The organism is Sodalis sp. RH15 (assembly GCF_047324255.1).
In the GTDB taxonomy this organism is placed as follows: domain Bacteria; phylum Pseudomonadota; class Gammaproteobacteria; order Enterobacterales; family Enterobacteriaceae; genus Acerihabitans; species Acerihabitans ligni.
Genome location: NZ_CP178738.1, coordinates 3,866,450 through 3,887,062 on the forward strand (window position 1 = coordinate 3,866,450; position 20,613 = coordinate 3,887,062).

22 protein-coding genes are annotated in these 20,613 nt (G+C 54.7%); 17 read left to right on the forward strand and 5 right to left on the reverse strand.

From position 1 onward, the window contains the following. Positions 1-8 precede the first annotated feature (8 nt). From nthB to ACL2XO_RS17690, 5 genes are read left to right on the forward strand one after another with little or no spacing between them, the layout of a single operon-like run. Positions 9-689, forward strand: a complete 681-nt coding sequence (gene nthB / locus ACL2XO_RS17670) for a nitrile hydratase subunit beta (protein WP_413741165.1) — start codon at positions 9-11, stop codon at positions 687-689. Positions 690-700: 11 nt separating this feature from the next. After that, complete coding sequence (gene nthA / locus ACL2XO_RS17675) at positions 701-1,318, forward strand: nitrile hydratase subunit alpha (protein ID WP_413724912.1); 618 nt, start codon at positions 701-703, stop codon at positions 1,316-1,318. After that, positions 1,315-1,701, forward strand: coding sequence for a nitrile hydratase accessory protein (locus tag ACL2XO_RS17680; protein WP_413741166.1), 387 nt, complete (start codon positions 1,315-1,317; stop codon positions 1,699-1,701). The genes nthA and ACL2XO_RS17680 overlap by 4 nt, the downstream gene beginning before the upstream one ends. Then, the gene (locus tag ACL2XO_RS17685; RefSeq protein WP_132921013.1) at positions 1,698-2,423 is read left to right on the forward strand and encodes a cysteine hydrolase family protein; all 726 of its coding nucleotides are present in this window, start codon (positions 1,698-1,700) and stop codon (positions 2,421-2,423) included. The genes ACL2XO_RS17680 and ACL2XO_RS17685 overlap by 4 nt, the downstream gene beginning before the upstream one ends. 41 nt (positions 2,424-2,464) lie before the next feature. Then, positions 2,465-3,421, forward strand: a complete 957-nt coding sequence (locus ACL2XO_RS17690; RefSeq protein WP_132921012.1) for a LysR family transcriptional regulator — start codon at positions 2,465-2,467, stop codon at positions 3,419-3,421. A gap of 100 nt (positions 3,422-3,521) precedes the next feature. Here ACL2XO_RS17690 and ACL2XO_RS17695 read toward each other — a convergent pair whose 3' ends face one another. After that, positions 3,522-4,541 (reverse strand): LacI family DNA-binding transcriptional regulator, encoded by a 1,020-nt coding sequence (locus ACL2XO_RS17695; RefSeq protein WP_413724915.1) that lies wholly within the window; start codon positions 4,539-4,541, stop codon positions 3,522-3,524. A 318-nt stretch (positions 4,542-4,859) separates the two neighbouring features. Between ACL2XO_RS17695 and ACL2XO_RS17700 the strand changes: the two genes are divergently transcribed. Genes ACL2XO_RS17700 through ACL2XO_RS17710 form a run of 3 tightly spaced genes read left to right on the forward strand, consistent with a single transcriptional unit; the run spans position 4,860 to position 6,881 of the window. Next, positions 4,860-5,303, forward strand: coding sequence for a PTS sugar transporter subunit IIA (locus ACL2XO_RS17700; RefSeq protein WP_413741167.1), 444 nt, complete (start codon positions 4,860-4,862; stop codon positions 5,301-5,303). A 19-nt stretch (positions 5,304-5,322) separates the two neighbouring features. Further along, entirely contained in the window at positions 5,323-5,589 is a 267-nt protein-coding gene (locus ACL2XO_RS17705) for a PTS sugar transporter subunit IIB (RefSeq protein ID WP_132921010.1), read from the forward strand. Positions 5,590-5,621: 32 nt separating this feature from the next. Continuing rightward, complete coding sequence (locus ACL2XO_RS17710) at positions 5,622-6,881, forward strand: PTS ascorbate transporter subunit IIC (protein WP_132921009.1); 1,260 nt, start codon at positions 5,622-5,624, stop codon at positions 6,879-6,881. Between the two features lie 170 nt (positions 6,882-7,051). Here the strand turns inward: ACL2XO_RS17710 and ACL2XO_RS17715 are convergent, their stop codons facing one another. After that, a complete protein-coding gene (locus tag ACL2XO_RS17715) occupies positions 7,052-7,357 on the reverse strand; it encodes a hypothetical protein (RefSeq protein WP_413741168.1) in 306 nt (101 codons plus the stop codon). Positions 7,358-7,449: 92 nt separating this feature from the next. Between ACL2XO_RS17715 and ACL2XO_RS17720 the strand changes: the two genes are divergently transcribed. The 7 genes from ACL2XO_RS17720 (at position 7,450) to ACL2XO_RS17750 (ending at position 14,732) form a co-directional block, all read left to right on the forward strand. Further along, positions 7,450-8,181: a GntR family transcriptional regulator gene (locus ACL2XO_RS17720; protein ID WP_203523253.1), complete on the forward strand. Its 732-nt coding sequence runs from the start codon at positions 7,450-7,452 to the stop codon at positions 8,179-8,181. Between the two features lie 335 nt (positions 8,182-8,516). After that, positions 8,517-9,404 (forward strand): ABC transporter substrate-binding protein, encoded by an 888-nt coding sequence (locus ACL2XO_RS17725; protein WP_413741169.1) that lies wholly within the window; start codon positions 8,517-8,519, stop codon positions 9,402-9,404. Between the two features lie 107 nt (positions 9,405-9,511). Further along, the gene (locus ACL2XO_RS17730) at positions 9,512-10,561 is read left to right on the forward strand and encodes an ABC transporter substrate-binding protein (RefSeq protein ID WP_413741170.1); all 1,050 of its coding nucleotides are present in this window, start codon (positions 9,512-9,514) and stop codon (positions 10,559-10,561) included. Beyond that, a complete protein-coding gene (locus ACL2XO_RS17735; RefSeq protein WP_413741171.1) occupies positions 10,558-11,478 on the forward strand; it encodes an ABC transporter permease in 921 nt (306 codons plus the stop codon). The genes ACL2XO_RS17730 and ACL2XO_RS17735 overlap by 4 nt, the downstream gene beginning before the upstream one ends. Beyond that, a complete protein-coding gene (locus ACL2XO_RS17740; protein ID WP_132921004.1) occupies positions 11,475-12,281 on the forward strand; it encodes an ABC transporter ATP-binding protein in 807 nt (268 codons plus the stop codon). The genes ACL2XO_RS17735 and ACL2XO_RS17740 overlap by 4 nt, the downstream gene beginning before the upstream one ends. After that, a complete protein-coding gene (locus ACL2XO_RS17745) occupies positions 12,281-13,162 on the forward strand; it encodes a carbon-nitrogen hydrolase family protein (RefSeq protein ID WP_413741172.1) in 882 nt (293 codons plus the stop codon). The genes ACL2XO_RS17740 and ACL2XO_RS17745 overlap by 1 nt, the downstream gene beginning before the upstream one ends. A 25-nt stretch (positions 13,163-13,187) precedes the next feature. Next, entirely contained in the window at positions 13,188-14,732 is a 1,545-nt protein-coding gene (locus ACL2XO_RS17750; RefSeq protein ID WP_413741173.1) for an amidohydrolase family protein, read from the forward strand. Between the two features lie 43 nt (positions 14,733-14,775). On the opposite strand, the gene ACL2XO_RS17755 is transcribed toward ACL2XO_RS17750, so the two are convergent. Further along, the gene (locus ACL2XO_RS17755) at positions 14,776-15,798 is read right to left on the reverse strand and encodes a LacI family DNA-binding transcriptional regulator (protein WP_413726967.1); all 1,023 of its coding nucleotides are present in this window, start codon (positions 15,796-15,798) and stop codon (positions 14,776-14,778) included. A 430-nt stretch (positions 15,799-16,228) separates the two neighbouring features. Between ACL2XO_RS17755 and ACL2XO_RS17760 the strand changes: the two genes are divergently transcribed. Together ACL2XO_RS17760 and ACL2XO_RS17765 are read left to right on the forward strand one after the other, a co-directional pair. Continuing rightward, positions 16,229-17,425 (forward strand): L-talarate/galactarate dehydratase, encoded by a 1,197-nt coding sequence (locus tag ACL2XO_RS17760; RefSeq protein ID WP_413724921.1) that lies wholly within the window; start codon positions 16,229-16,231, stop codon positions 17,423-17,425. 112 nt (positions 17,426-17,537) lie between these two features. After that, on the forward strand, positions 17,538-18,836 hold the full coding sequence (locus ACL2XO_RS17765; protein WP_413724922.1) for an MFS transporter: 1,299 nt from the start codon (positions 17,538-17,540) through the stop codon (positions 18,834-18,836). Positions 18,837-18,874: 38 nt separating this feature from the next. On the opposite strand, the gene ACL2XO_RS17770 is transcribed toward ACL2XO_RS17765, so the two are convergent. Together ACL2XO_RS17770 and ACL2XO_RS17775 are read right to left on the reverse strand one after the other, a co-directional pair. After that, on the reverse strand, positions 18,875-19,633 hold the full coding sequence (locus ACL2XO_RS17770) for an ABC transporter ATP-binding protein (protein WP_413724923.1): 759 nt from the start codon (positions 19,631-19,633) through the stop codon (positions 18,875-18,877). Continuing rightward, positions 19,630-20,526 (reverse strand): iron chelate uptake ABC transporter family permease subunit, encoded by an 897-nt coding sequence (locus tag ACL2XO_RS17775; protein ID WP_413726968.1) that lies wholly within the window; start codon positions 20,524-20,526, stop codon positions 19,630-19,632. The genes ACL2XO_RS17770 and ACL2XO_RS17775 overlap by 4 nt, the downstream gene beginning before the upstream one ends. Positions 20,527-20,613: the final 87 nt, after the last annotated feature.

Here is a 20,613-nt window from a genome sequence, read left to right on the forward strand (position 1 = left end):
AGGCGGCGATGAACGGTATTCATGATATGGGCGGCTTGCATGGATTCGGCACGGTGGAAGTCGAATTTGATGAACCGGTTTTCCATAGCGAATGGGAAAGCCGGGTATTCTGTATCACCCAGGTACTGGATACGCTGGAAATCTGGAACCTTGACGAGCATCGCCATGAGATAGAGCGGATGAATCCGGTGGATTACCTGGCCGCGGGTTACTACGGCCGCTGGCTGTTTGCCATGGAGCAACTGCTGGACAGGAAAGGCATCGTCAGCCGGGAGGAAATGGAACGGCGGATCGCCGAATATCGCGCCGATGTACGTCATTACAGCCCCCTGGACAATTCCCGCCGCCGTTGGCCGCTGGCGCCGGGGGAACGGGTACGTTGGGGCGCCTGGCGCAAAGAAGTGCAGGTAACGCCGCGCTTCGCTCCACAACAACAGGTTCGGGTACGTAATATCCATCCCCCCGGCCATACCCGGGTGACGAATTATGTACGGGGAAAAACCGGCACTATCGTCCAGGTCTATGATCAGGCCTGGGTGTTTCCCGACACCCGCGCCCATTATCAGGGAGAGAATGTCCAGCCGGTGTACAGCGTCCGGTTTTCGGCCCGGACCTTGTGGGGCGTGCAGGCCGAAGCGGACGTTTTTAATCACATCGACCTTAGCGAAGATCATCTTGAATCCCTGTAAGGAAAATAGTCATGAGTGATAAATCCAGTCAGGAAAAACCCTGGCAAGCCGTGCGCATCGAAGCGATGGAGAGTCTGCTGGCGGGCGCCGGCATCATTGATCCCAATCGTGTCGACGATATCGTCCATCATTACGAAAAAAACGTCGGCCCTCACACCGGGGCGCGGGTGGTGGCCCATGCCTGGGTCGACAGCGGCTTCAAACAGCGCCTGCTGCGGGACGGGCTGGCCGCCTGCGCCGAACTGGGCATCGGCGGGCCGGAAACCGAGTATCTGAAAGTCGTGGAAAACAGCGCCACTGTCCACAATGTGGTGGTATGCACGCTCTGTTCATGCTACCCATGGCCTATCCTCGGCCTGCCCCCCGCCTGGTATAAATCCAGCGCCTACCGCTCGCGTATCGTCCGAGAACCACGCCGGGTGCTGGCCGAAATGGGGCTGGCATTGCCGCCGCAGGTCACCCTGCGCGTCTGGGATAGCGTATCTGAAATCCGCTATCTGGTGTTGCCGGAGCGGCCGGCGAATACCGGCCATCTTGATGAAACGGCCCTCGCGGCGCTGGTTACCCGTGATTCCATGATAGGCGTCGCCCGGCTGAGCACGCCGGAGCACGGAGGAACACGACCATGAATTCGCCGGAAATGTTAAAAGACGCCTTAAACGATGCGCAGGCGTTGCGGTCCATTGTCTTTCCCAATCCCTGGGCCGCGCGGGCCTTCGGCCTGACCCTGGCGGCGATGGAGAAAAATCTGTTCAGTTTGCAGGCGTTTCAGCATGCGCTAATCGAACGGATCGCCGAGTCGGAATCCCGGGGCGAGTCCATCACCGACGAAGAGCGCTACTATAGCTGCTGGGTCGATGCGTTAACCGTGCTTCTGGATGGAACGCCGCAGATAAGCCTGGCGTCGCGGGATGAGGAGGAGCGGAAAATCCGCGAACATACGCACCAGGCGCATTTGCATCAGGAGGCCCATTTTCCCCCACGGCCATTACTCATCGTGGAGGGAAAATGATTATTACCGGCGAGCCCTATGATTTTCCTATTTCAGGGGAGATGATCCCGGCGCGCAGCGCGCTGCTGATCATTGATATGCAGCGGGATTTTTGCGATCCGCAGGGTTACATGAATCATCGCGGCGATGATATTACCGCCGCGCGGGCGATTATCCCGACTATCGTCCAGGTGCGCGCGGCGGCCACCCAAGTGGGCATCAGGGTCATTTATACCCGCGAGGGACATCGCCCCGACCTGTCCGATTTGCCGCAGAGCAAACGGCTTAAAACCGCCAGGGCGGGTGCGGAAATCGGCATGCGCGGCCCATTGGGCCGATTGCTGGTCCGCGGTGAACCAGGCTGGGATCTGGTTCCGGAACTGCGGCCGCGGGACGGGGAAGCCGTGATAGATAAACCGGGAACCGGCGCCTTTCATGGTACCGATCTCCATCATATCCTAACGACAAGCGGGATCCAGAACCTCATACTTACCGGCGTCACCACCGGCGTATGCGTTTCATCCACGGCGCGGGAAGCCAGCGATCGGGGCTATGGCGTACTGGTGCTGAGCGATTGCTGCGCCGAACCGGATCCCTCCAACCATGCCATGGCGATAAGGTTGCTAAAAATTGAAGGGGGGTATATGGCCACCGTTTCCACTTCATTGCGGTTCCTCTGCGCCTTAAGGAATTATCCGCCGACCTTGCTGCCCACCCCGTCGAAAGACGGTCATCATGAGTGACGCACCCAGGTATTTTCTTCGGTGCAGAGCAGGTGAGAATAATGATTATCAGCGATATCGATTTGAAACTGCTTAAGGTCTTCAAGATGGTCGTGGAAGCCAATGGATTTTCGAATGCCCGTGCGTTGCTTAACGTTTCCCAGTCCACCATCAGCGCGCAAATGTCCCAACTTGAGATCAGGCTGGGATTTATACTCTGCCAGCGTGGACGCGGCGGCTTTCAGCTTACGGCCAAGGGAGAGGAGTTTTACCGCTACACGCTGCAGTTTTTTCAGTCTTTACATGAATTTCAGGTCAGAACCACCGAACTCAAGGATGGATTGACCGGCACATTGCGTATCGGTTTTTTAGATAATGTCATTACCGATCCGGAAAACCCGCTCAGTCGGGCCATAGAAAAATTGATGTCGCTACCGCAAAACACCCTCCATCTGGTTCTGGAGACGCTTTCGCCGCCCGAACTGGAAAAAAGGGTCTTCGACAATAGCCTGGATGTGGCCATAGGAATATTCCCCAGCCGTATCCCCGGCCTCTGTTACCAATCGCTGTATTATGAGCGCGATATTCTTGTTTGCCGCAAGGATCACCCGCTGACACGGATGGATAGCGCGCAACGTATCATCGAAGCGATCCCCCGAATACCCCGCGTGGTTCGAACCTTTTTCGACGATAACGAATTCCCTCTGCAAATATTCAATGACACAGTATCCGCCAGCGTGACTAATCTGGAAGCCTCCGCCATGCTGGTAATGACCGGTCATTACATCGGCTTTTTCCCAAACCATTATATCCAGCGCTGGCTTGAAACCGGTGACTTAATCTGCCTGATACCGGATCGCATCAGCCGTCAGTCGCACTTTGAACTTATCATCCGCGACAGGAAGCAGCCATTGCCCATCGCGCTGGATGCATTTTTGCGCTGCGTATACAGTATTCGGGACCAGCGGGAAAGAAACCGGGCGCTCAATGAAGAGCGGGCCGCAAGCGGCGATGGATAGCAGGGTTTATCTTTCCAGCCAGGCTTTCAAGGAAGCAATATCGATGACAAAGCGATACTTCACATCCCTTTTCAGCATCCGTTTCCATGCGTAAAAGGAGCTAGGGCATGGCGGTGCTGGCGCGCATGACCAGCTGCGTGGCAAGTGTAGCGGAATCATCCGCTTTCCTGCCCTGAAGCGCCGACCAGATTTGTTTGCCGGCCAGGATGCCCATCTCCTGGTAAGGTAGCTCTACGGTGGTCAAGGCCGGTGAGCAAATTTCGGCAAGGACGCCCCCGCCGAGGCTCGCAACGGCCAATTGCGCAGGCACGGATATTCCCCGCGCATGGCAGGAGGAGATGGCCCCGCAGGCCACCTCGTCAGACGTGCAGATCAGTAAATCCAGCTCGGGCCAGTCAAGCAGGATCTTCGGCAAAAGATTTTTCCCAGTGCTGAAATCGGGCGGTAGAGAAGAACTGACAACCCGATGGGGCGACTGATTTAACGACAGCATAGCCGAATGCCAGCCGCTGAGGATTTGCTGATGTATGTGGTGCTCATGGGCGGCACACAGCAGAGCGATATTTTTAAATCCCTTGATGGCCAGGGCATTAATCAGTTGTTTGATGGCCAGGCCGTAATTGGCACCGACGCTCATCATGACGGGCGCAGGAGTAACGCCGCCGATTTCCAGCACCGGGATGCCGGCGGTGAGCAATAGCCGGCGGCTTTCCAATGAATTATCGAAATTATATAGCACCATGGCGGCCGGATTATAGGACAGCAGCTTTTCAATTAATCTGGATCCATGGGGGGCGGCGTAGTTATCCTCCGACAATAGCACGTCGTAACCACGAGGCCGGAGCACCGATTGAAGGGCTTGAGAAATAATGGCGCAGCCAGGCGAGGTCAATGCCGGCGTCGCCATGGCTACCAGCCGCGAGGATGCCGAAGCCAGGGTGCTGGCTGCAAGATTGGTGACATAGCCGAGTTCGGTTACCGCCGCGTCGATCTTTTCCCGGAGTTTTGGCGACACTTTTTCCGGTTCCCGTAGCGCACGCGAGGCGGTCATGGTGCTGACACCCGCCATATTTGCCACATCAGCCAGGGTACTTTTACCAGAATTGCGACGCTGCTTCACCTTTTTTTCTTTCCTTTTCGGCAGTTAATTGGCCCGGTTTTTAAAAATGGATTTTATCATAACTACAGCGCAAGGACTGCCCGACTGACAGACGATCGCAACATTCCCGTTATTTTCCATGGCAATCCTGTATCGGTCCCTATCACTGTCCCTTGATAGGTTTCCCCTCACTGTATAACAAAATCAGCCCCAAAATGTTAGCGGTAACAAATTTTTCCCTTTCACCTTTGTTAGCGCTAACTTTTGAGATTTATATCACAGAATAAGGGTTACTTTTTCGCCTACACTCCAAGCATCTTCAGCAAATAGGGATTCGTGATGCTTGCCAAATGGTTAACCGCCGAAAGGATCGCCATTGTGGAACAGGTCGTCGACTGGCGCGGCGCTATTGAATTGTCCGCCCGTCCATTACTGTCGGAAGGCGCGATTGCCCCTGGCTACATTCAGGCGATTTTCGCCTCACATGAGGCAATTGGGCCCTATTATGTGTTAGCGCCCGGGCTGGCGATGCCCCATGCCCGCCCCGAAGAAGGTGTTAACCGCACGGCGCTATCTCTGCTGCATATTCGCCAGGGCATCAGTTTCGGATCCCTGGAAAATGACCCGGTGCATGTGGTGATTTTGCTCTGCGCCCAAAACGGTGATGAGCATCTGAGCATGATATCCCAGTTGGCCGAACTGTTCAGCAACGAAGAAGATCTCCAGGCACTCCTTGGCGCGGATACCCTTGCGGCTATCCAGGTTTTGATTGATAAATACTGATGTTTATTAAGGGATATATATGAAAAAGATTCTGATCGTATGTGGTAATGGTTTAGGCAGTAGTTTCATCGTGGAAATGAATGTCAAAAAAATCCTTAAAGAATTAGGTAAGGAAGCGGAAGTCAGTCATACGGATTTAAGTTCGGCCAAATCCGAATCTGCGGATATTTATATTGGGTCCAATGATATCATTTCCGGATTGGATAATGGCGTTCGTCATGTTTTTGGTCTGAGTAACCTTTTAGATAACAATAAAATAAAAGAGATACTTGCCAATAATTTATAATTCCTCTACATGGTAGTTCCATGGAGTTTACAATGCTCTCATTTATTATTAATGATGTATTAGGTACGCCTGCAATACTGGTGGGATTATTCTCTTTTTGCGGATTGCTGCTGCAGAAAAAATCTTTCTCCGATACGATATCCGGTACGCTAAAAACAATTATGGGGTTCCTGATATTAATCGCTGGCGCAGGTGTCATTGCCACCACCTTGACCAGTTTTAGTGAACTCTTTATCCATTCCTTTAATATCCAGGGCGTTGTGCCGAATAATGATGTGGTAGCCGCGCTGGCACAGAAAAATTTCGGCACCTCCACCGCCATGATCATGATATTCGGCATGCTTGTGAATATTATCCTGGCTCGGATCACTCCCCTTAAATATATTTTCCTGACCGGACACCATACCCTGTATATGGCGGCCATGTTATCGGTAATCCTCACCACCGGCGGACTCAGCGGAGGAGTGCTGGTCACTCTTGGCGCCATTATCCTCGGGGCGCTAATGGTCATTTCACCGGCCATGCTGCAGCCGTTTACCCGCAAAATCACCGGCAGTGATGATTTTGCCCTAGGCCACTTTGGTTCGACGGGTTATTTATGTGCCGCTCTAGTGGGCAAAATTGTCGGCAAAAATAGCCGATCGACCGAAGAATTCAATGTACCGAAATATCTCAAATTCCTGCATGACTCGTCCATCGCCATCGCGTTGACAATGACGATCCTGTTTGTCATCCTGGTTTTGGTAGCCGGTAAAAACTTTACCGAATCCGAAGTCAGCGGTGGACAGAACTACATTATTTTCGCCATTATCCAGGCGATTACCTTTGCTGCGGGGGTTTATATTATTCTGGCCGGGGTGCGCATGGTCATTGCAGAAATCGTGCCGGCCTTTAAAGGCATTGCCGATAAAGTAGTCAAGGATGCCAAGCCGGCCCTGGATTGCCCGACGGTATTTCCCTTTGCGCCCAACGCGGTGATTATCGGTTTTTTAAGCAGCTTTTGTGCCGGGCTTATCAGCATGTTTTTCTTCCCGCTATTGGGGTTAAGCATTATTGTCCCGGGCCTGGTGCCCCATTTTTTCACCGGCGCTACGGCGGGCGTGTACGGTAATTCCACCGGTGGATGGCGGGGAGCGATTATCGGCGCTTTTGCCAACGGCTTGATCATTTCGTTCCTGCCGGCAATATTATTATCGGTACTGGGGAATCTTTCCGCCTCCACCACCTTTGGCGATGCTGATTTTGGTATCGTCGGTATTGCGCTGGGTAAATTCATGATGCTATTTCATTAAATAACTTTTGATTAAACCATCCCCCATTGATTGACCCGGCCGCTTGCTTACCCTGTAGCCGGGTTAGTCCGTTATTCCCTGATAACGGATTGTCCATCCATTCATCCTCTACCGTCGGCGCCGGCTCAGGATATGTCACATGAAGACTATCGGATTTCAAATTCCCTTTACTACCCCGGCGGAAAACAGCATACACAGGCTTTCACGTTGCTCAGCAATGCCTTGCGGTACCGTAACTCAAAGTCCCGGACCTGTTTCAAAAGCTTAAAGGCACGCCTAATACTCCATGTATAGTTGGTATACTGAATATGGAGGTAGATGGTGCCCTTGCCAGGCCGGTTATTCACAACCACCACCGGGTTAGGGTTGGCATGGGCAAAATCTTTGATGGCCCAGTCCATACGCGCGGCGAAACCGTGCTGCATGCCTCCCGCCAACGCCAAACGATAGACATAATTTATTTTGATAGTAAACAATTTTCCTTGTGGATATATACATCCTGGTGTCATGATTGTCATTAATACTGATATTCATTTCCGCTACCGGTTAGGAGGCTTAGTTTTTAAACATGGCCAGAGCAAAACGTCCGACAGATGAAAATATGCAGGCCGCGGCCACACTGTGCGCCAGGGATCGCAGCGCGGTTTATGAAAAATTGATGAATGCCATCTCGGAACACCGCCTTAAGCCGGGGACCAAACTTACGGAAGAAAAGCTGGCGGCCATTTTCAAGGTTTCCCGCACCGTGGTCAGAGAGGCCCTGCAGCAAATGGCTTTCGAGCGGGTGGTGGAAATCCTGCCCAACCGCGGCGCGTTTATTGCCAGCCCCACCATTGCGGAAGCTAAAGAATTTTTCCAGGCCCGGCGCTATGTCGAGGTTCCCTTGCTGGAAAATATATGTAAGCGAGTGACCGCGCAGGAAATCACGCTGCTGCGCCAGCACGTTAAACAGGAAGAAAAAGCCAGGCATTCAGGCGATCGCCGCAAGATTGTGCGCTTGTCCGGCGAGTTTCATGTGCTGCTGGCCTCCCTGGCGGGAAATCGTTTTCTTGAAAGAACGGTACGCGGCCTGCAGTTATTGACGTGCTTGACTATCCTGCTGTATGACACCCCCACGGACGTTACCTGCCAGCACAATGAACATGAACGGCTGGTGGATGCGGTAGAGGCGCGGGACAGCATGCGCGCGCAAAAACTGATGCTGGATCACCTGCTGGGGATCGAAAATTCGCTGCATCTGGATGAGCCGGAAGAAAAGGAGGAAGATCTGGAAGAGATCCTGCTCGGCACTGGAAACTAAATTTCTTATATCTAGGGCATCTGGCCCCGAAGCCTTAATTTCCCCCTAGCCCTTACATCCACCGGTTTTTCCCTGTAGAAAGAGCGCGTTAGGCGCTCTTTTTTTCACTTTATACTTTTATTTCTTTTCGCTCGGAAAACGCTAAATATAAGAAATGCATATCACAAAAATAAAACTGATGAACAATTTAAATAATTATTGACTTCAATTTTGCATGATCTTATTGTCAAAATTAATCCATATCCTCTGCCGCAACTATCTCGACGCCAATTCGCTCGACGCCAATTCGCCGCAGATAATTGTTAACAATCTTTGAGTCTTTTGTGGAGCACTGCATGTCTGAACTGGTATTGGCTCATGGTGAAGCGCTTTCCAATCTGCCGTTATTCGTGGCGCAGGCATGCGGTTACTTTCGCGACCGGGGATTGACGGTAACGGTGCCGAAACTCAGCGGCACGGCGTCGACCATTGCATTACTCAGAAGCGGCGCGGCGCAAATAGGCACCACGGGATTTACCCAGCCGCTGAGGGATTTCAACGCCGCTGATCCGTTGCGCATTATCGCTGGAAGCGGCGTCGGCGGCATGGCGGTAATGATTCATCCGGACAGCGTGGCCGCGGCGCCCGCCACCCTGCGCTTCGGCACCTTCTTCGAGGATCCGATGGAGGTGCTGCTGCACGATGCGATCAACCATTACCAAGGGGTCTGGCAACGCAGCGATATCCGCTATTTCAACACCCTCCAGCAGGGGATAACCGCCATGCAGCGGCGTGAAATAGACGCCTGCACCTTTATCGAGCCGGTAATAAGCCAGCTCGAACTGCTGGGATTCAAAAAAATGTGCGACGCCGCCGACGTCTGGGGAACCGGTTATCCCGATACCGTATTGGTCACGCGCCAGAGTTTTTTGCATCAGTATCCAGATGTGGTGGATGCGGTGATAAAGGCTCTGCTGCAGGCGGAAAATGCGATAAAGGCCGATCCACAGGGCGCCTTGTCAAGCGTGGCGCGATTTTACCCCGGCGTTTCCCTGGCGGTGATGACGCAGGGTCTGTCACGACAGCCTTCGCAAATCGATATCCGTTCCCTTGCCGGCACCATTATCGGCCGGTTCGACGCTCTGGCGGCAATGGGCAGGCTGGTACCGCCGGATAATCCGTATGCCGTGCTTGATTTCAGCCGCTTATCCGCCCTGCTGTCACAAACGGAATATACGCACTAACACGCGGCTTCGCCGAACCTTAAACCGCGACAGCTATCCGCTGGACGCTATGCCTTGCTGGCAGGGGTTCGTTCGCACTTTTATCAACACCAGGAGACAAAAAGATTATGTCAACAAAACGTGTTTTACCGCGGCTTCATGGCTTTGATATCAATCGCCGCCATTTTCTGAAACACAGCGCGCTGGCAGCCGGCGGCCTGGCGTTGGGCAAGTACCTTATCAGCGCCCCCGCCCAGGCGGCGGATATAACAACTTTCAAGGCAACGCACGGCACGGGCTTGTGCAATTGTCCCTTCTTCCTGGTAAAGGAGCGCGGACTGGCGAAAAACGTCGCTCTGGATTTTGTCACCACCCCGACCAATGCCGATATAGCCGCCTTGTTCGGCGCCGGTCTGGTTGACGTAACCGTGGTGCCTTACACCAACTTCATTACGCTTTTCGCTCAAGGCGCGCCTATCAAGATCGTCGCCGGCTCAGGGGTACAAGGCTGCGTGATAGTCAGCCAGCAGGGTATCGATTCCGCCGAAAAGCTGCGCGGCAAGACGCTGGGAACCTTTCAGGCGGATACGCTGGAAATGCTGCCTTACGACTATCTGAAAAAAGCGGGCATGAGCTTTGCCGACGTCAAGGTACGTTACTTCGGTACCTCGCCGGAGCTGGCTCAGGCCTTTATCAACGGCAATATCGACGCCATGTGCCATATCGAGCCTTACGCCACCCAGGCGCTGCAGGCGCGTCCGGGCGCGGTACGTCTTTCCGACGGCGTCGATATCTATGGCAAGAACTATAGCGATTGCGTACTGGCGGTACGCGCCTCCGTGCTGGCAGAGTATCGCGAAGCGGTGAAGGCGCTTATCAAGGGCATGATGATCGGCCAGCACCAGGAAGAGACCGACCGCGCCTCGGCGGTCAAAGATACCGTGGGCAAATACTTCAAGACCAGCTACGAAGCCACCCTGGACGCCGCCACAAAACAGCCGGCGATGATCGACCAACGGCAGAACCAGGATTTTATCCTGCAGCGCGCCAATAACCTCAAAGAGCTGCGTTACATCCAGAAGGTGCCGGGAGCGGATATCTTCGACTGGTCATTGCTCAATGAAGTGATTAAGGAAAATCCCGACTTGTATGCCTCGCTGGAGCTGAAAAGCGCATGAATGTGAATACCCTGCCAAAGCCGGTAAAAGCGAGCGGTGTTTCACCGGTCGCAGTCAATCCTCCGGTGAGGAAAACCCGCCGCCGCGGCTGGGCGGATTTTTTCTCGCGCCTCGGCTGGGGCGTGGCTTCCGTCGCCCTGTTTGCCGGGATTTGGGAAGCGATATGGGCTTTTGGGGGATTGAATCCGCTGTTATTACCGCCGCCGCATATCTTCCTGGCGAATTTTGCCCAGCAGGCGCAATATTTTATCCCCACCGATGTTATCGGCCAGGTCACCAACGACACCGCCTTGTTGTCGTTGGGTAAAACCATCATCGCCACGGTTGGACGCGTGATGGCGGGCTTGGCCCTGGGTTTTGTCCTAAGCCTGATAAGCGGGCTGGCCATTTGCTATTTCCGCCTGTTCGGCAAGCTGGTATTGCCGACCATCACCCTGCTGGCGCCCATCTCCCCCATCGCCTGGCTGCCGGTGGCCATCTTTATCTTCGGCATCGGCAATCCGCCGGCGATTTTCATGGTGTTTATTTCACTGTTTTTTGTCATGACGGTATCCACGATCAGCCAGATTGAGAGTGTGAGCAAAACGCACCTCAACGTGGCGGCGGTGATGGGGGCAACCCGGGCGCAGACTTTCCGTTACGTCATTATCCCCGCCATCCTGCCTTCGTTATTCTTCGTGTTGCGCATGAACCTGTTCGGCGCATGGATGATTGTGCTGGTGGCGGAAGCGACAGGCGTAGGCAGCGGACTGGGACAAATCGTTATGCAGGCGCGCAATACCTTTAATTCCAGCCTGTCATTTTTCACCATGACCATCATCGGCATTACCGGATTCGTTTTCGATCTGCTGCTGCGCTATGTGCAGAAGAAGCTTCTTTACTGGATACCTGAAAACAACGCCGGAGGCCGGAAATGACGAACAATACCAGCACGCAACCGCCATTGATCGATTGCAGCCGCGTGGGTAAAACCTGGGTTGATGCGCAAGGCGCTGCCGTCGTCGCATTGAATAATGTCGATTTACAGGTAGCGCGGGGGGAGTTTGTCGTGCTGCTCGGTCCCAGCGGCTGCGGTAAAAGCACCCTGCTGTATATGATAGCCGGGCTGGAATCGGTCAGCGAAGGATCGATCCGCTGCGGTGGAGCCGAGGTGTCCCAACCGGGCACCGATCGCGGATTTGTCTTTCAGGAAGCGTCTCTCTATCCCTGGCTGACGGTAGCGGAAAATGTCGCCTTCGGCCTGAAGATGCAGGGCATGTCTAAAGAACAAAGGTTGAAACGGGCGCAGTCCATCCTGCAAAACGTCGGCCTTGCCGATGCCGCGGATAAACGACCCGATCAGCTTTCCGGCGGCATGCGCCAGCGGGTGGCGATGGCCAGGGCGCTGGCGCTAAATCCCGAGGCGCTGCTGCTGGATGAACCTTTTGCGGCATTGGATGTGCAAACGCGGGCGAAAATGCAGGATTTTCTGATCCGTATCTGGCGGCAAACCGGCGTATCAATGATTTTTGTCACTCACCATATTGATGAAGCCGTAGCGCTGGCCGATCGCGTGGTGGTCTTTACCGCGCGTCCCGGCGGCATTAAAGAAATCATCCCAATCGATCTCCCGCGGCCGCGCGATCCCAAAAGCCCCCTGTTCCATCAGCTCAGCGATCATCTAATCGACTTGCTGCGTGATGAAGTCGATCGCGCCTTTGCCGAACAGGAGGTGGGCTGATGACATCTCCCCGCCTGCCGGTTGCCGCGCTGCAAATGCCGCCGGGCCGCGAGGACCTGGCGTTTAATCGCCAGATGCTGGAGGCGGCCATTACCCGCGCGGCTAAAGACGGCGCACGGCTGGTGGCGCTGCCCGAGCTGGCCTTGACGCCCTATTTCTGCGCCGCGCCGGCGGAAAAATACCGACGGTGGGCCGAATCCGTCCAGGGTGAGAGCAGCGGCTGGTGCGCGGAGCTGGCCCGACGGCTCGGGTGCGCCATATTGCTGCCGCTCTATGAGCACCACAGCCAAAGCGGCTGTTATCACAATGCCGTTATCGGCTTTGACCGCCAGGGGAAAAGGCTGGGCAACGGCGCCCTGGCCAGGAAACTGCATTTGCCGGTCAACGATTATCCACCGCCCGGTTTTGACGAGGCCGCGCATTTCACCCCAGGCGACGAACTGCAAACATTTGAAATCGAAGGCTGGCGGTGCGCGGTGCTGATTTGTTATGACCGGCGTTTCCCCGAATGCTGGCGCGCGATGCGACGGGCGGGCGTTGAACTGGTTATCGTGCCGGTCGCCGGCAGCGGCGGCGATGATGCGGCATTCTTTTTAGGCGAGCTGCGTACCCATGCCAAAGAAAACGGCCTGATAGTCCTTTGCGCCAATAAAGTGGGCGAGGAATGGCTGGACGGTATGGCGACGGACAATTACGGCGAGTCATGCGTGATCAATGCCGACGGCGCAATCCTGGCGCACCGTTCCCGAACGCAGGGACCGGGCGTGGTGAACGCTACGCTGGAGCATCAGCAACTCGTTCAGATTCGCAAGCAGCTACGCTATTTCGACGATCGCCGCGGCGATTTATTTGGGCCCGTGCCGCACGGCTGGGTGCGTTGATTTTACCGCTACAGGATATCCCCCTATGACTGAGTCACTGATATTAGCCGGCACGCTGATCCAGGGGATCGGCGATGATGGTCGCCCGATCGCTGTGGAACAGGCCGCGCTTTACCAAAAAGACGGCGTCATCCGTGACATCGGCAAGGCCGATGATTTAACAGCCGCCTATCCGCAGGCCCGGCGTTACGGTTCCATGCAGCACGTCTTGATGCCGGGATTTGTCAACAGCCATCATCATGTGGGTTTAACCCCGTTGCAGCTGGGTTCGCCCGATTATGCGCTGGAATTGTGGTTTGCCAGCCGTATGGGCGCGCGCGAGGTGGATTTGCGGCTGGATACGCTCTATTCCGCTTTTGAGATGATCGCATCCGGCATCACCACGGTACAGCATATCCACGGCTGGCGGCCGGGAACGCTGGAAACGATACACCAGGCGGCCGGCGCGGTGCTTGCCGCCTACCGTGAGATTGGCATGCGCGCCTCCTATAGCTTTGCGGTGCGTGAGCAGAATCTACTGGTCTATGAAGCCGATGAGCAGTTCGTGGCCCGCGTGCCGGCTGAAATCCGCCCGCAGTTGGCCGCCCATCTGAAAAAGCAGCGGCTGCCGCTGGACGATCATCTTAAGCTGTTCCGTATGCTGGCGGCAGATAATCATGGACAGCCGCTCACCCGGATCCAGCTGGCGCCCGCCAACCTGCACTGGTGCGGCGATGAGGCATTACAGGCCATTAAAGCGGAAGCGGATAATGCCGGCGTGCCGATGCATATGCATCTGGTCGAGACCGCCTACCAGCGTGAATATGCGCGCAGGCGTACCGGCGGCACGGCACTGGCGCATTTGCATAAGCTGGGTTTGCTGGGGCCGTCGCTGACCCTCGGACATGGCGTCTGGCTAAATGAAGCGGATATCGAGCTGGCGGCGGCGACCGGCACCTGCGTGTGCCATAACTGCAGCTCCAATCTGCGCCTGCGCAGCGGCGTGGCGCCGCTGAACGCCTTTCGCCGACATGGGCTGACCGTGGGATTGGGGCTGGATGAAGCCGGCATCAACGATGATCGCGATATGCTGCAGGAGATGCGTCTGGCGTTACGCGTACACCGCGTACCCGGCATGGACGACGATGAAGTGCCATCCTGCGGCGAAATCGTGCGCATGGCAACGGAAGGCGGCGCCAAAACCACGCCCTTCGCCGGGCGCATTGGCCGTCTGGAGCCGGGTAGACTGGCGGATGCGGTGCTGTTTGACTGGAAAAGTATTACCTGGCCCTATCAGGATGACGATATCCCCCTGCTGGATGTGCTGGTCCACCGTGCGCGCGGCAAGGATATCGAGAGCGTATTTATTGCGGGGGAAGAAATCTGCCATCAGGGTCAATTCACCCGGGTGGATCGCACGGAGGTGCTCAATGAAATCGCGCAAAAACTGGCCGCGCCACGCACCGCCGACGAGCAGGCGCGCCTTGAGCTGGGCAAAGCGGTCTTCGCGCACGTGAAAGACTTTTACCGCGATTACCTGGCGCAGGAAACGCCGCGCGAACCCTTCTACGCGCCGTCGTCCCGGCGTTGATGGGATAGCGCCCCGGAAGCACTGCGGCCCATGACGGCGGGAATCAGGTAGATTCCCGTTCAATCAGTTCAAAACCGATATCTCTCACCGCGTCAATGGACTCTTTTCCCTCGATTTTATCCGCCAGCATAGTCGCGGCATCTATGCCGACACGCCAGCGATCGATTTTCACCGTTGAAATGGAAGGACTATGATGCTGGGAAAAATCCAGGTCGCCAAAACCCATGACGGCTATATCCCTAGGCACTTTTAGCCCCCGATGGTTCGCCTCGATGATGGCGCCCTGGGCGAGCGTATCGGAGCTGCAGATGACGGCATCAATCTCATGCCCGGATTCAAGCAGCTGGCGCAATCCGCTCCGTCCCTTCGACAGAGCGGCCGGCAGCGGAACGGATACTGACGGGATAGCGTCCAGCTTGTTTTCGTGCAATACGTCGAGCACCCCTTTTTTACGCACCGCCGCCCGTTTGTCCTCGGTCCAAATGAGGCCGATGTTTTTATAGCCTTTTTCACACATATACCGGGCTATTTTATTGCCTACCCTTTCATGGGAGAAGCCCACCAGCATATCCAGGGGAGTGGGGGTTAAATCCCATATTTCCACCACCGGCAGCTCGGAAGATAAAAGAATGCGTTTTAACCTCGGCGAATGCTGTATTCCGGTTAATACCACGCCTTCCGGGCGCCGCGAAAGGATCGCCGAGACGATGTCGGCCTCCCGTTCTTCCGTATAGCCGCTTACGCATAACAGCATATGATAGCCGCGTTCCGCCAACCGATCGCTTAAGGCCTGAACGGTATCCACAAACATATTATTATTGATTTGCGGCACTACCACGGCAATCAGCTTACTGCGCCTTGACGCCAGTCCCCCCGCCAGCAGGTTTGGGATATAGCCTGTGGCGGCAATCGCCTCCCTGACCTTTTCCAGCGTAAGGGCGCGCACAAGATGAGGATTATTTAACGCCCGGCTCACCGTCATGGGAGACAGGCCGGCCCTGAGCGCGACATCTTCAAGGGTGGGAGACTTCGCTTTCCCCGCGTTTTTCTGCGTATTTTTAGCCATCATACCGGTCCTTGAGCGACGCTTAAACAGTGTTACCGCGGATAGAGTACCGTAAAAACAGTGCATAACCCAATAACATAGACTTGCCTTCTTAGCCCCCGCCGTGAAGAAAAGGTCACCACCGCCCCGGCCGCGAAAGCGATTGCCATCGTCTAAATTACCCGCGTTTCCGGCGTCCTTGGCATCGGTATCGGCCGGAGCCGCGCATTGTTATAATGATTGCGCAATCATTTACCATATGAATTAATTGTTTATGCCCATAACGGTGTAATATCGGGTGATTTACCCGCCGATTATCCAGAAATATTTTGTGATCAGCCCCGCACATAAACCCGGAAAATATAGTGTATTTCTGCGGTTCGCGCTAAAAATGTTAGCGCAATCATTTACTGATAAATTGAATAAGTCCCCCCTATGAGGAGAAATGAATATGACAGCCAGTGCTAACTCTGATGCGGTATCCTACGCCAAGGTATCGCATGTGCGTACCGCCGCTGAAAGCGGGGATCGCATCGTATGGGTCAAAATTTCGTTGGCGTTTTTGCCCCTGGCAACCCCCGTCAGCGATGCCAAGGTACTGACCGGTCGGCAAAAACCCCTCACCGAAGTGGCGATTATTTTTGCCCAGCTTCTCACCCGCGACGGTTTCGAGGGCATTGGCTTTAGTTATTCCAAACGCGCCGGAGGCCAGGGCATCTATGCCCATGCTAAGGAAATCGCCGATAACCTGCTGGGTGAAGACCCTAACGATATCGATAAGATCTACACCAAGCTTTTGTGGGCCGGCGCCTCGGTGGGCCGCAGCGGAATGGCGGTGCAGGCCATTTCGCCTTTTGACATTGCCCTTTGGGATATGAAGGCCAAGCGGGCCGGATTGCCGCTGGCGAAATTATTGGGCGCCCATCGGGACTCGGTCCGGTGCTATAACACCTCCGGCGGCTTCCTGCACACGCCGCTGGATCAGGTGATAAAGAATGTGGCCATATCCAGGGAAAGCGGCATCGGCGGCATTAAAATCAAAGTCGGGCAGCCGGATACCGCCGAGGATCTGAAGCGGTTAACCGCGGTGCGTCAAGAGCTGGGGGATGATTTCCCGCTAATGGTGGATGCGAATCAACAATGGGATCGGGAAACCGCCATGCGTATCGGACGGAAGATGGAGGCCTTCAATCTGGTGTGGATTGAAGAGCCGCTGGATGCCTATGACGTTGAGGGCCACGCCGCGTTAACCACCGCCCTTGATACCCCCATCGCCACCGGAGAAATGCTTACCAGCTTCCGCGAACATGAACAGCTGATCCTGGGGAATGCCAGTGATTTCGTTCAACCCGACGCCCCGCGCGTAGGCGGCATCTCGCCATTCCTGAAAATCATGGACCTGGCCGCCATAAACGGCCGCAAACTGGCGCCGCATTTCGCCATGGAGATCCATTTGCATCTTGCGGCGGCATATCCCATCGAGCCCTGGCTTGAGCATTTCGAGTGGCTGAACCCGTTGTTCAATGAGCAGTTGGAGCTACGCGACGGCCGCATGCTGATTTCCGACCGCCATGGCCTTGGATTTACCTTAAGCGAACAGGCCTTGGCATGGACGGTGCAACAGGCCGAATTCGGTAAGCGTCCTTAATTTACTGCATTTCAAATGCCGATGTGTTTTTTAATACATCGGTTTTTAGGGCATTTTTATTAAAAAATAAAAAAATAACCTTCTAGACTTAACATTATGTCAGAGGCCCTACATGAAAGAAAAACTGGTAAAGAAAACCAACATAAGATATATAACGCTGTTTTTCCTGTTTGCCGCCACCGTATTTAATTATTCCGATCGGGCAACGCTTTCTGTCGTCGCGCCTTTTATGAGTAAAGAATTTAATTTCTCTCCCGAAATGATGGGTGTGGCGTTTTCAGTATTCGGCATTTCATACGTAATAATGCAAATACCCGGCGGCTGGTTATTAGATAGATTCGGCTCAAGGCTGGTTTATGGCTACGCCTTAATAGGCTGGTCCCTGGTCACCATGCTGCAAGGGACGATATATTTATTTTCCGCGCCGCTGATGGCTCTAATCATTTTAAGATTACTCATGGGGGCGATTGAAGCGCCGGCTTTCCCCGCCAATAGCCGCCTGAGCGTTCAATGGTTTCCCAATAATGAGCGTGGCTTCGTCACGGCGATTTACCAGGCGGCACAATATATATCGTTAGCGCTTATAACGCCATTGATGACCTTTATATTAAACATAGGCAACTGGCATCACGTTTTTTATTATATAGGCTTAATTGGCATCATACTGGGCGGATTATGGTTGACGTATGTCCGAGATCCCTTGCGCCACAAAAACGTCAATCAGGCCGAGATTGACTATATCAGGGACGGCGGCGGCGAGCCGGAATTAGGTATTAATACGCAAAAAGGAACCGTGACGCTTGAACAGATAAAAAAAGTCTGCATCAACAGAATGATGATCGGCGTATACATCGGCCAATTTTGTTTGACCTCCATTACCTGGTTCTTTCTGACCTGGTTTCCTACTTATCTTTATCAAGCAAAAGGCATGTCGATACTGAAAGTGGGGATGATAGCCTCTATTCCCGCCGTCGCCGGTTTTATCGGCGGCATTATCGGCGGCGTTTTTTCCGATTACCTGCTCACGAAAGGCTACAGCCTTACGGTGGCAAGGAAAGCCCCTATAATCTGCGGCATGCTATTGTCATGCGCCATTATCACGGCAAATTATACGCAGTCAGATATTCTCGTCGTGGGCGCCATGAGTATCGCTTTCTTCGCAAAAGGATTTGGTAACCTCGGCTGGTGCGTGTTGAGCGACACATCGCCGAAAGAGGTGCTCGGCATCGCCGGCGGCGTATTTAACATGTGCGGCAATCTGGCGGGCATCGTAACACCGCTGATCATCGGGTTTATTTTGTCTTGGACCAAATCCTTTGATATGGCGATTCTTTATGTAGGCTCCATGGGGCTGCTGGGCCTGCTCTCCTATCTGCTGATTGTCGGTAAAATAGAGAGGCAGCACATTTAGTCTCTCTTGGGCATCCGCGCGCGGATGCTAGGCGGTCGTCAGCGGTAATACACGGCGATATGCTGATTATTCAGCCATTCAATGGCTACCGGCGTATCAAAAATGTCCTCCAGGATCGCCGGCGTCATGATGTGCGCCGGCGTCCCCTGATAAATCACCCGGCCTTCCTTCATGGCGATGATGTCATCCGAATAAACCGAGGCGAAATTGATATCATGGATCACCAGGACGATGGTTTTACCCAGCTCATCCGCCGCGCGGCGGAGCTGCTTCATCATCGCCACCGCGTGTTTCATGTCCAGGTTATTAAGCGGTTCGTCCAGCAGGACATATTTCGTATCCTGGCACAGCACCATCGCCACATAGGTCCGCTGGCGCTGCCCGCCGGAGAGCTCATCCAGATAGCGATGCTGCAAATCGGTCAGGTTCAGGAAGTCCATCGCCGCGGCGATGCGTCCGCGATCGTCCTCATTCAGCCGTCCCTTGGTGTAGGGATAACGGCCGAACCCCACCAGATCCGCCACGGTTAAACGGCTGGTAAACTGATTCTCCTGCCGCAATACCGACAGGTATGTCGCCAGCTTATCCCCCGGCGTGGTGGCCACATCCAGGCCATTGACCCTTACCTGTCCGCCATCCGCCGGCAGCAGGCGGCTGATGACCGAAAGCAGGCTTGACTTGCCCGCGCCGTTGGGACCGATTATCGAGGTGATCCCGCCCTCGGCAATGGTCGCCGTAATCCCTTTCAGTACGGCGACATCGCTATAGCGTTTGCTGACATTCCTGATCTCAATCACAGGGTGGCCTTTTTCAATAGCAAATACAGGAACAGGGAACCGCCGAGGAACTCAATGACCACCGACAACGCACCGGACATTTTCAGCAGGTGTTCCAGAATCAATTGGCCGCCCACCAGGGAAATGATGCCGAGCAGGAAGGCGGTGGGCAGCAGAAAACGGTGCTGATGGGATCCGCCGATGAGATAAGCCAGGTTCGCCACCATAAACCCCAGGAAGGTCAGAGGGCCCACCAGCGCGGTGGAAATGGCCACCAGCACCGACACCAGCAGCAGGATCACGGTCACGTTGTGCCGGTAATCAATGCCCAGGCTAACGGCGGTATCACGCCCCAGCGCCAAAACATCAAAGCGAAAACGCATGCGCCAAATGATAGGCGCCGCCGCCAATACCACTGCCGCCGATACCCCCAGCAGCTCCGGCGGCGCACGGGTAAAGGTGGCGAACATCCGCCCCTGCAGGATGGCAAACTCGCCGGGGGTGAGCAGCCGCTGCAACAGAGTGGCAAAACTGCGAAACAGGGTGCCGCAGATAATCCCCACCAGCAGCAACAGATGCAGGTCATTGCCCCGCCCGATAAACAGCCAGCGATACAACAACGCGGAAAACAGCACCAGCAGCAGCGATTCGCAAAGGAATTTCCCGGCGACACCGAGCAAAATGATGCCTGGTGCATCGATAAAAAAAATCATGGCGGTCTGCAGCAGAACGAACAGCGCCTCAAAACCCATAATCGACGGCGTCAGGACTCGATTATGGGTGACCGTCTGGAATAACAGGGTTGAGACGCCGGCGGCAAAGGCCACCAGCAGCATGGTGGCCAGGATCAGGGCGCGATGCACCAGGATATAGTGCAGATTGCCGCCCAGATTTACCGTCATGAACAGCGCCATGACCGCCAGCGACAGGCCCCCCAGCAGTAATAACCGCTGTTTCGGCGATACTTTTCGATTAAGGGAGATGATGACCGGCGATAGCGC

Excerpts from the sequence above, each read along its gene's own strand:
- ACL2XO_RS17705 (WP_132921010.1), top strand. The coding sequence starts at position 5,323 with ATGAAAAAGATTCTGATCGTATGTGGTAATGGTTTAGGCAGTAGTTTC.
- ACL2XO_RS17750 (WP_413741173.1), top strand. The coding sequence starts at position 13,188 with ATGACTGAGTCACTGATATTAGCCGGCACGCTGATCCAGGGGATCGGC.
- ACL2XO_RS17735 (WP_413741171.1), top strand. The coding sequence starts at position 10,558 with ATGAATGTGAATACCCTGCCAAAGCCGGTAAAAGCGAGCGGTGTTTCA.
- nthB (WP_413741165.1), top strand. The coding sequence starts at position 9 with ATGAACGGTATTCATGATATGGGCGGCTTGCATGGATTCGGCACGGTG.
- ACL2XO_RS17700 (WP_413741167.1), top strand. The coding sequence starts at position 4,860 with ATGCTTGCCAAATGGTTAACCGCCGAAAGGATCGCCATTGTGGAACAG.
- ACL2XO_RS17685 (WP_132921013.1), top strand. The coding sequence starts at position 1,698 with ATGATTATTACCGGCGAGCCCTATGATTTTCCTATTTCAGGGGAGATG.
- ACL2XO_RS17760 (WP_413724921.1), top strand. The coding sequence starts at position 16,229 with ATGACAGCCAGTGCTAACTCTGATGCGGTATCCTACGCCAAGGTATCG.
- ACL2XO_RS17710 (WP_132921009.1), top strand. The coding sequence starts at position 5,622 with ATGCTCTCATTTATTATTAATGATGTATTAGGTACGCCTGCAATACTG.
- ACL2XO_RS17755 (WP_413726967.1), bottom strand. The coding sequence starts at position 15,798 with ATGGCTAAAAATACGCAGAAAAACGCGGGGAAAGCGAAGTCTCCCACC.
- ACL2XO_RS17680 (WP_413741166.1), top strand. The coding sequence starts at position 1,315 with ATGAATTCGCCGGAAATGTTAAAAGACGCCTTAAACGATGCGCAGGCG.
- ACL2XO_RS17745 (WP_413741172.1), top strand. The coding sequence starts at position 12,281 with ATGACATCTCCCCGCCTGCCGGTTGCCGCGCTGCAAATGCCGCCGGGC.
- ACL2XO_RS17775 (WP_413726968.1), bottom strand. The coding sequence starts at position 20,526 with ATGGCGCTGTTCATGACGGTAAATCTGGGCGGCAATCTGCACTATATC.
- ACL2XO_RS17740 (WP_132921004.1), top strand. The coding sequence starts at position 11,475 with ATGACGAACAATACCAGCACGCAACCGCCATTGATCGATTGCAGCCGC.
- ACL2XO_RS17765 (WP_413724922.1), top strand. The coding sequence starts at position 17,538 with ATGAAAGAAAAACTGGTAAAGAAAACCAACATAAGATATATAACGCTG.
- ACL2XO_RS17720 (WP_203523253.1), top strand. The coding sequence starts at position 7,450 with ATGGCCAGAGCAAAACGTCCGACAGATGAAAATATGCAGGCCGCGGCC.
- nthA (WP_413724912.1), top strand. The coding sequence starts at position 701 with ATGAGTGATAAATCCAGTCAGGAAAAACCCTGGCAAGCCGTGCGCATC.
- ACL2XO_RS17690 (WP_132921012.1), top strand. The coding sequence starts at position 2,465 with ATGATTATCAGCGATATCGATTTGAAACTGCTTAAGGTCTTCAAGATG.
- ACL2XO_RS17725 (WP_413741169.1), top strand. The coding sequence starts at position 8,517 with ATGTCTGAACTGGTATTGGCTCATGGTGAAGCGCTTTCCAATCTGCCG.
- ACL2XO_RS17730 (WP_413741170.1), top strand. The coding sequence starts at position 9,512 with ATGTCAACAAAACGTGTTTTACCGCGGCTTCATGGCTTTGATATCAAT.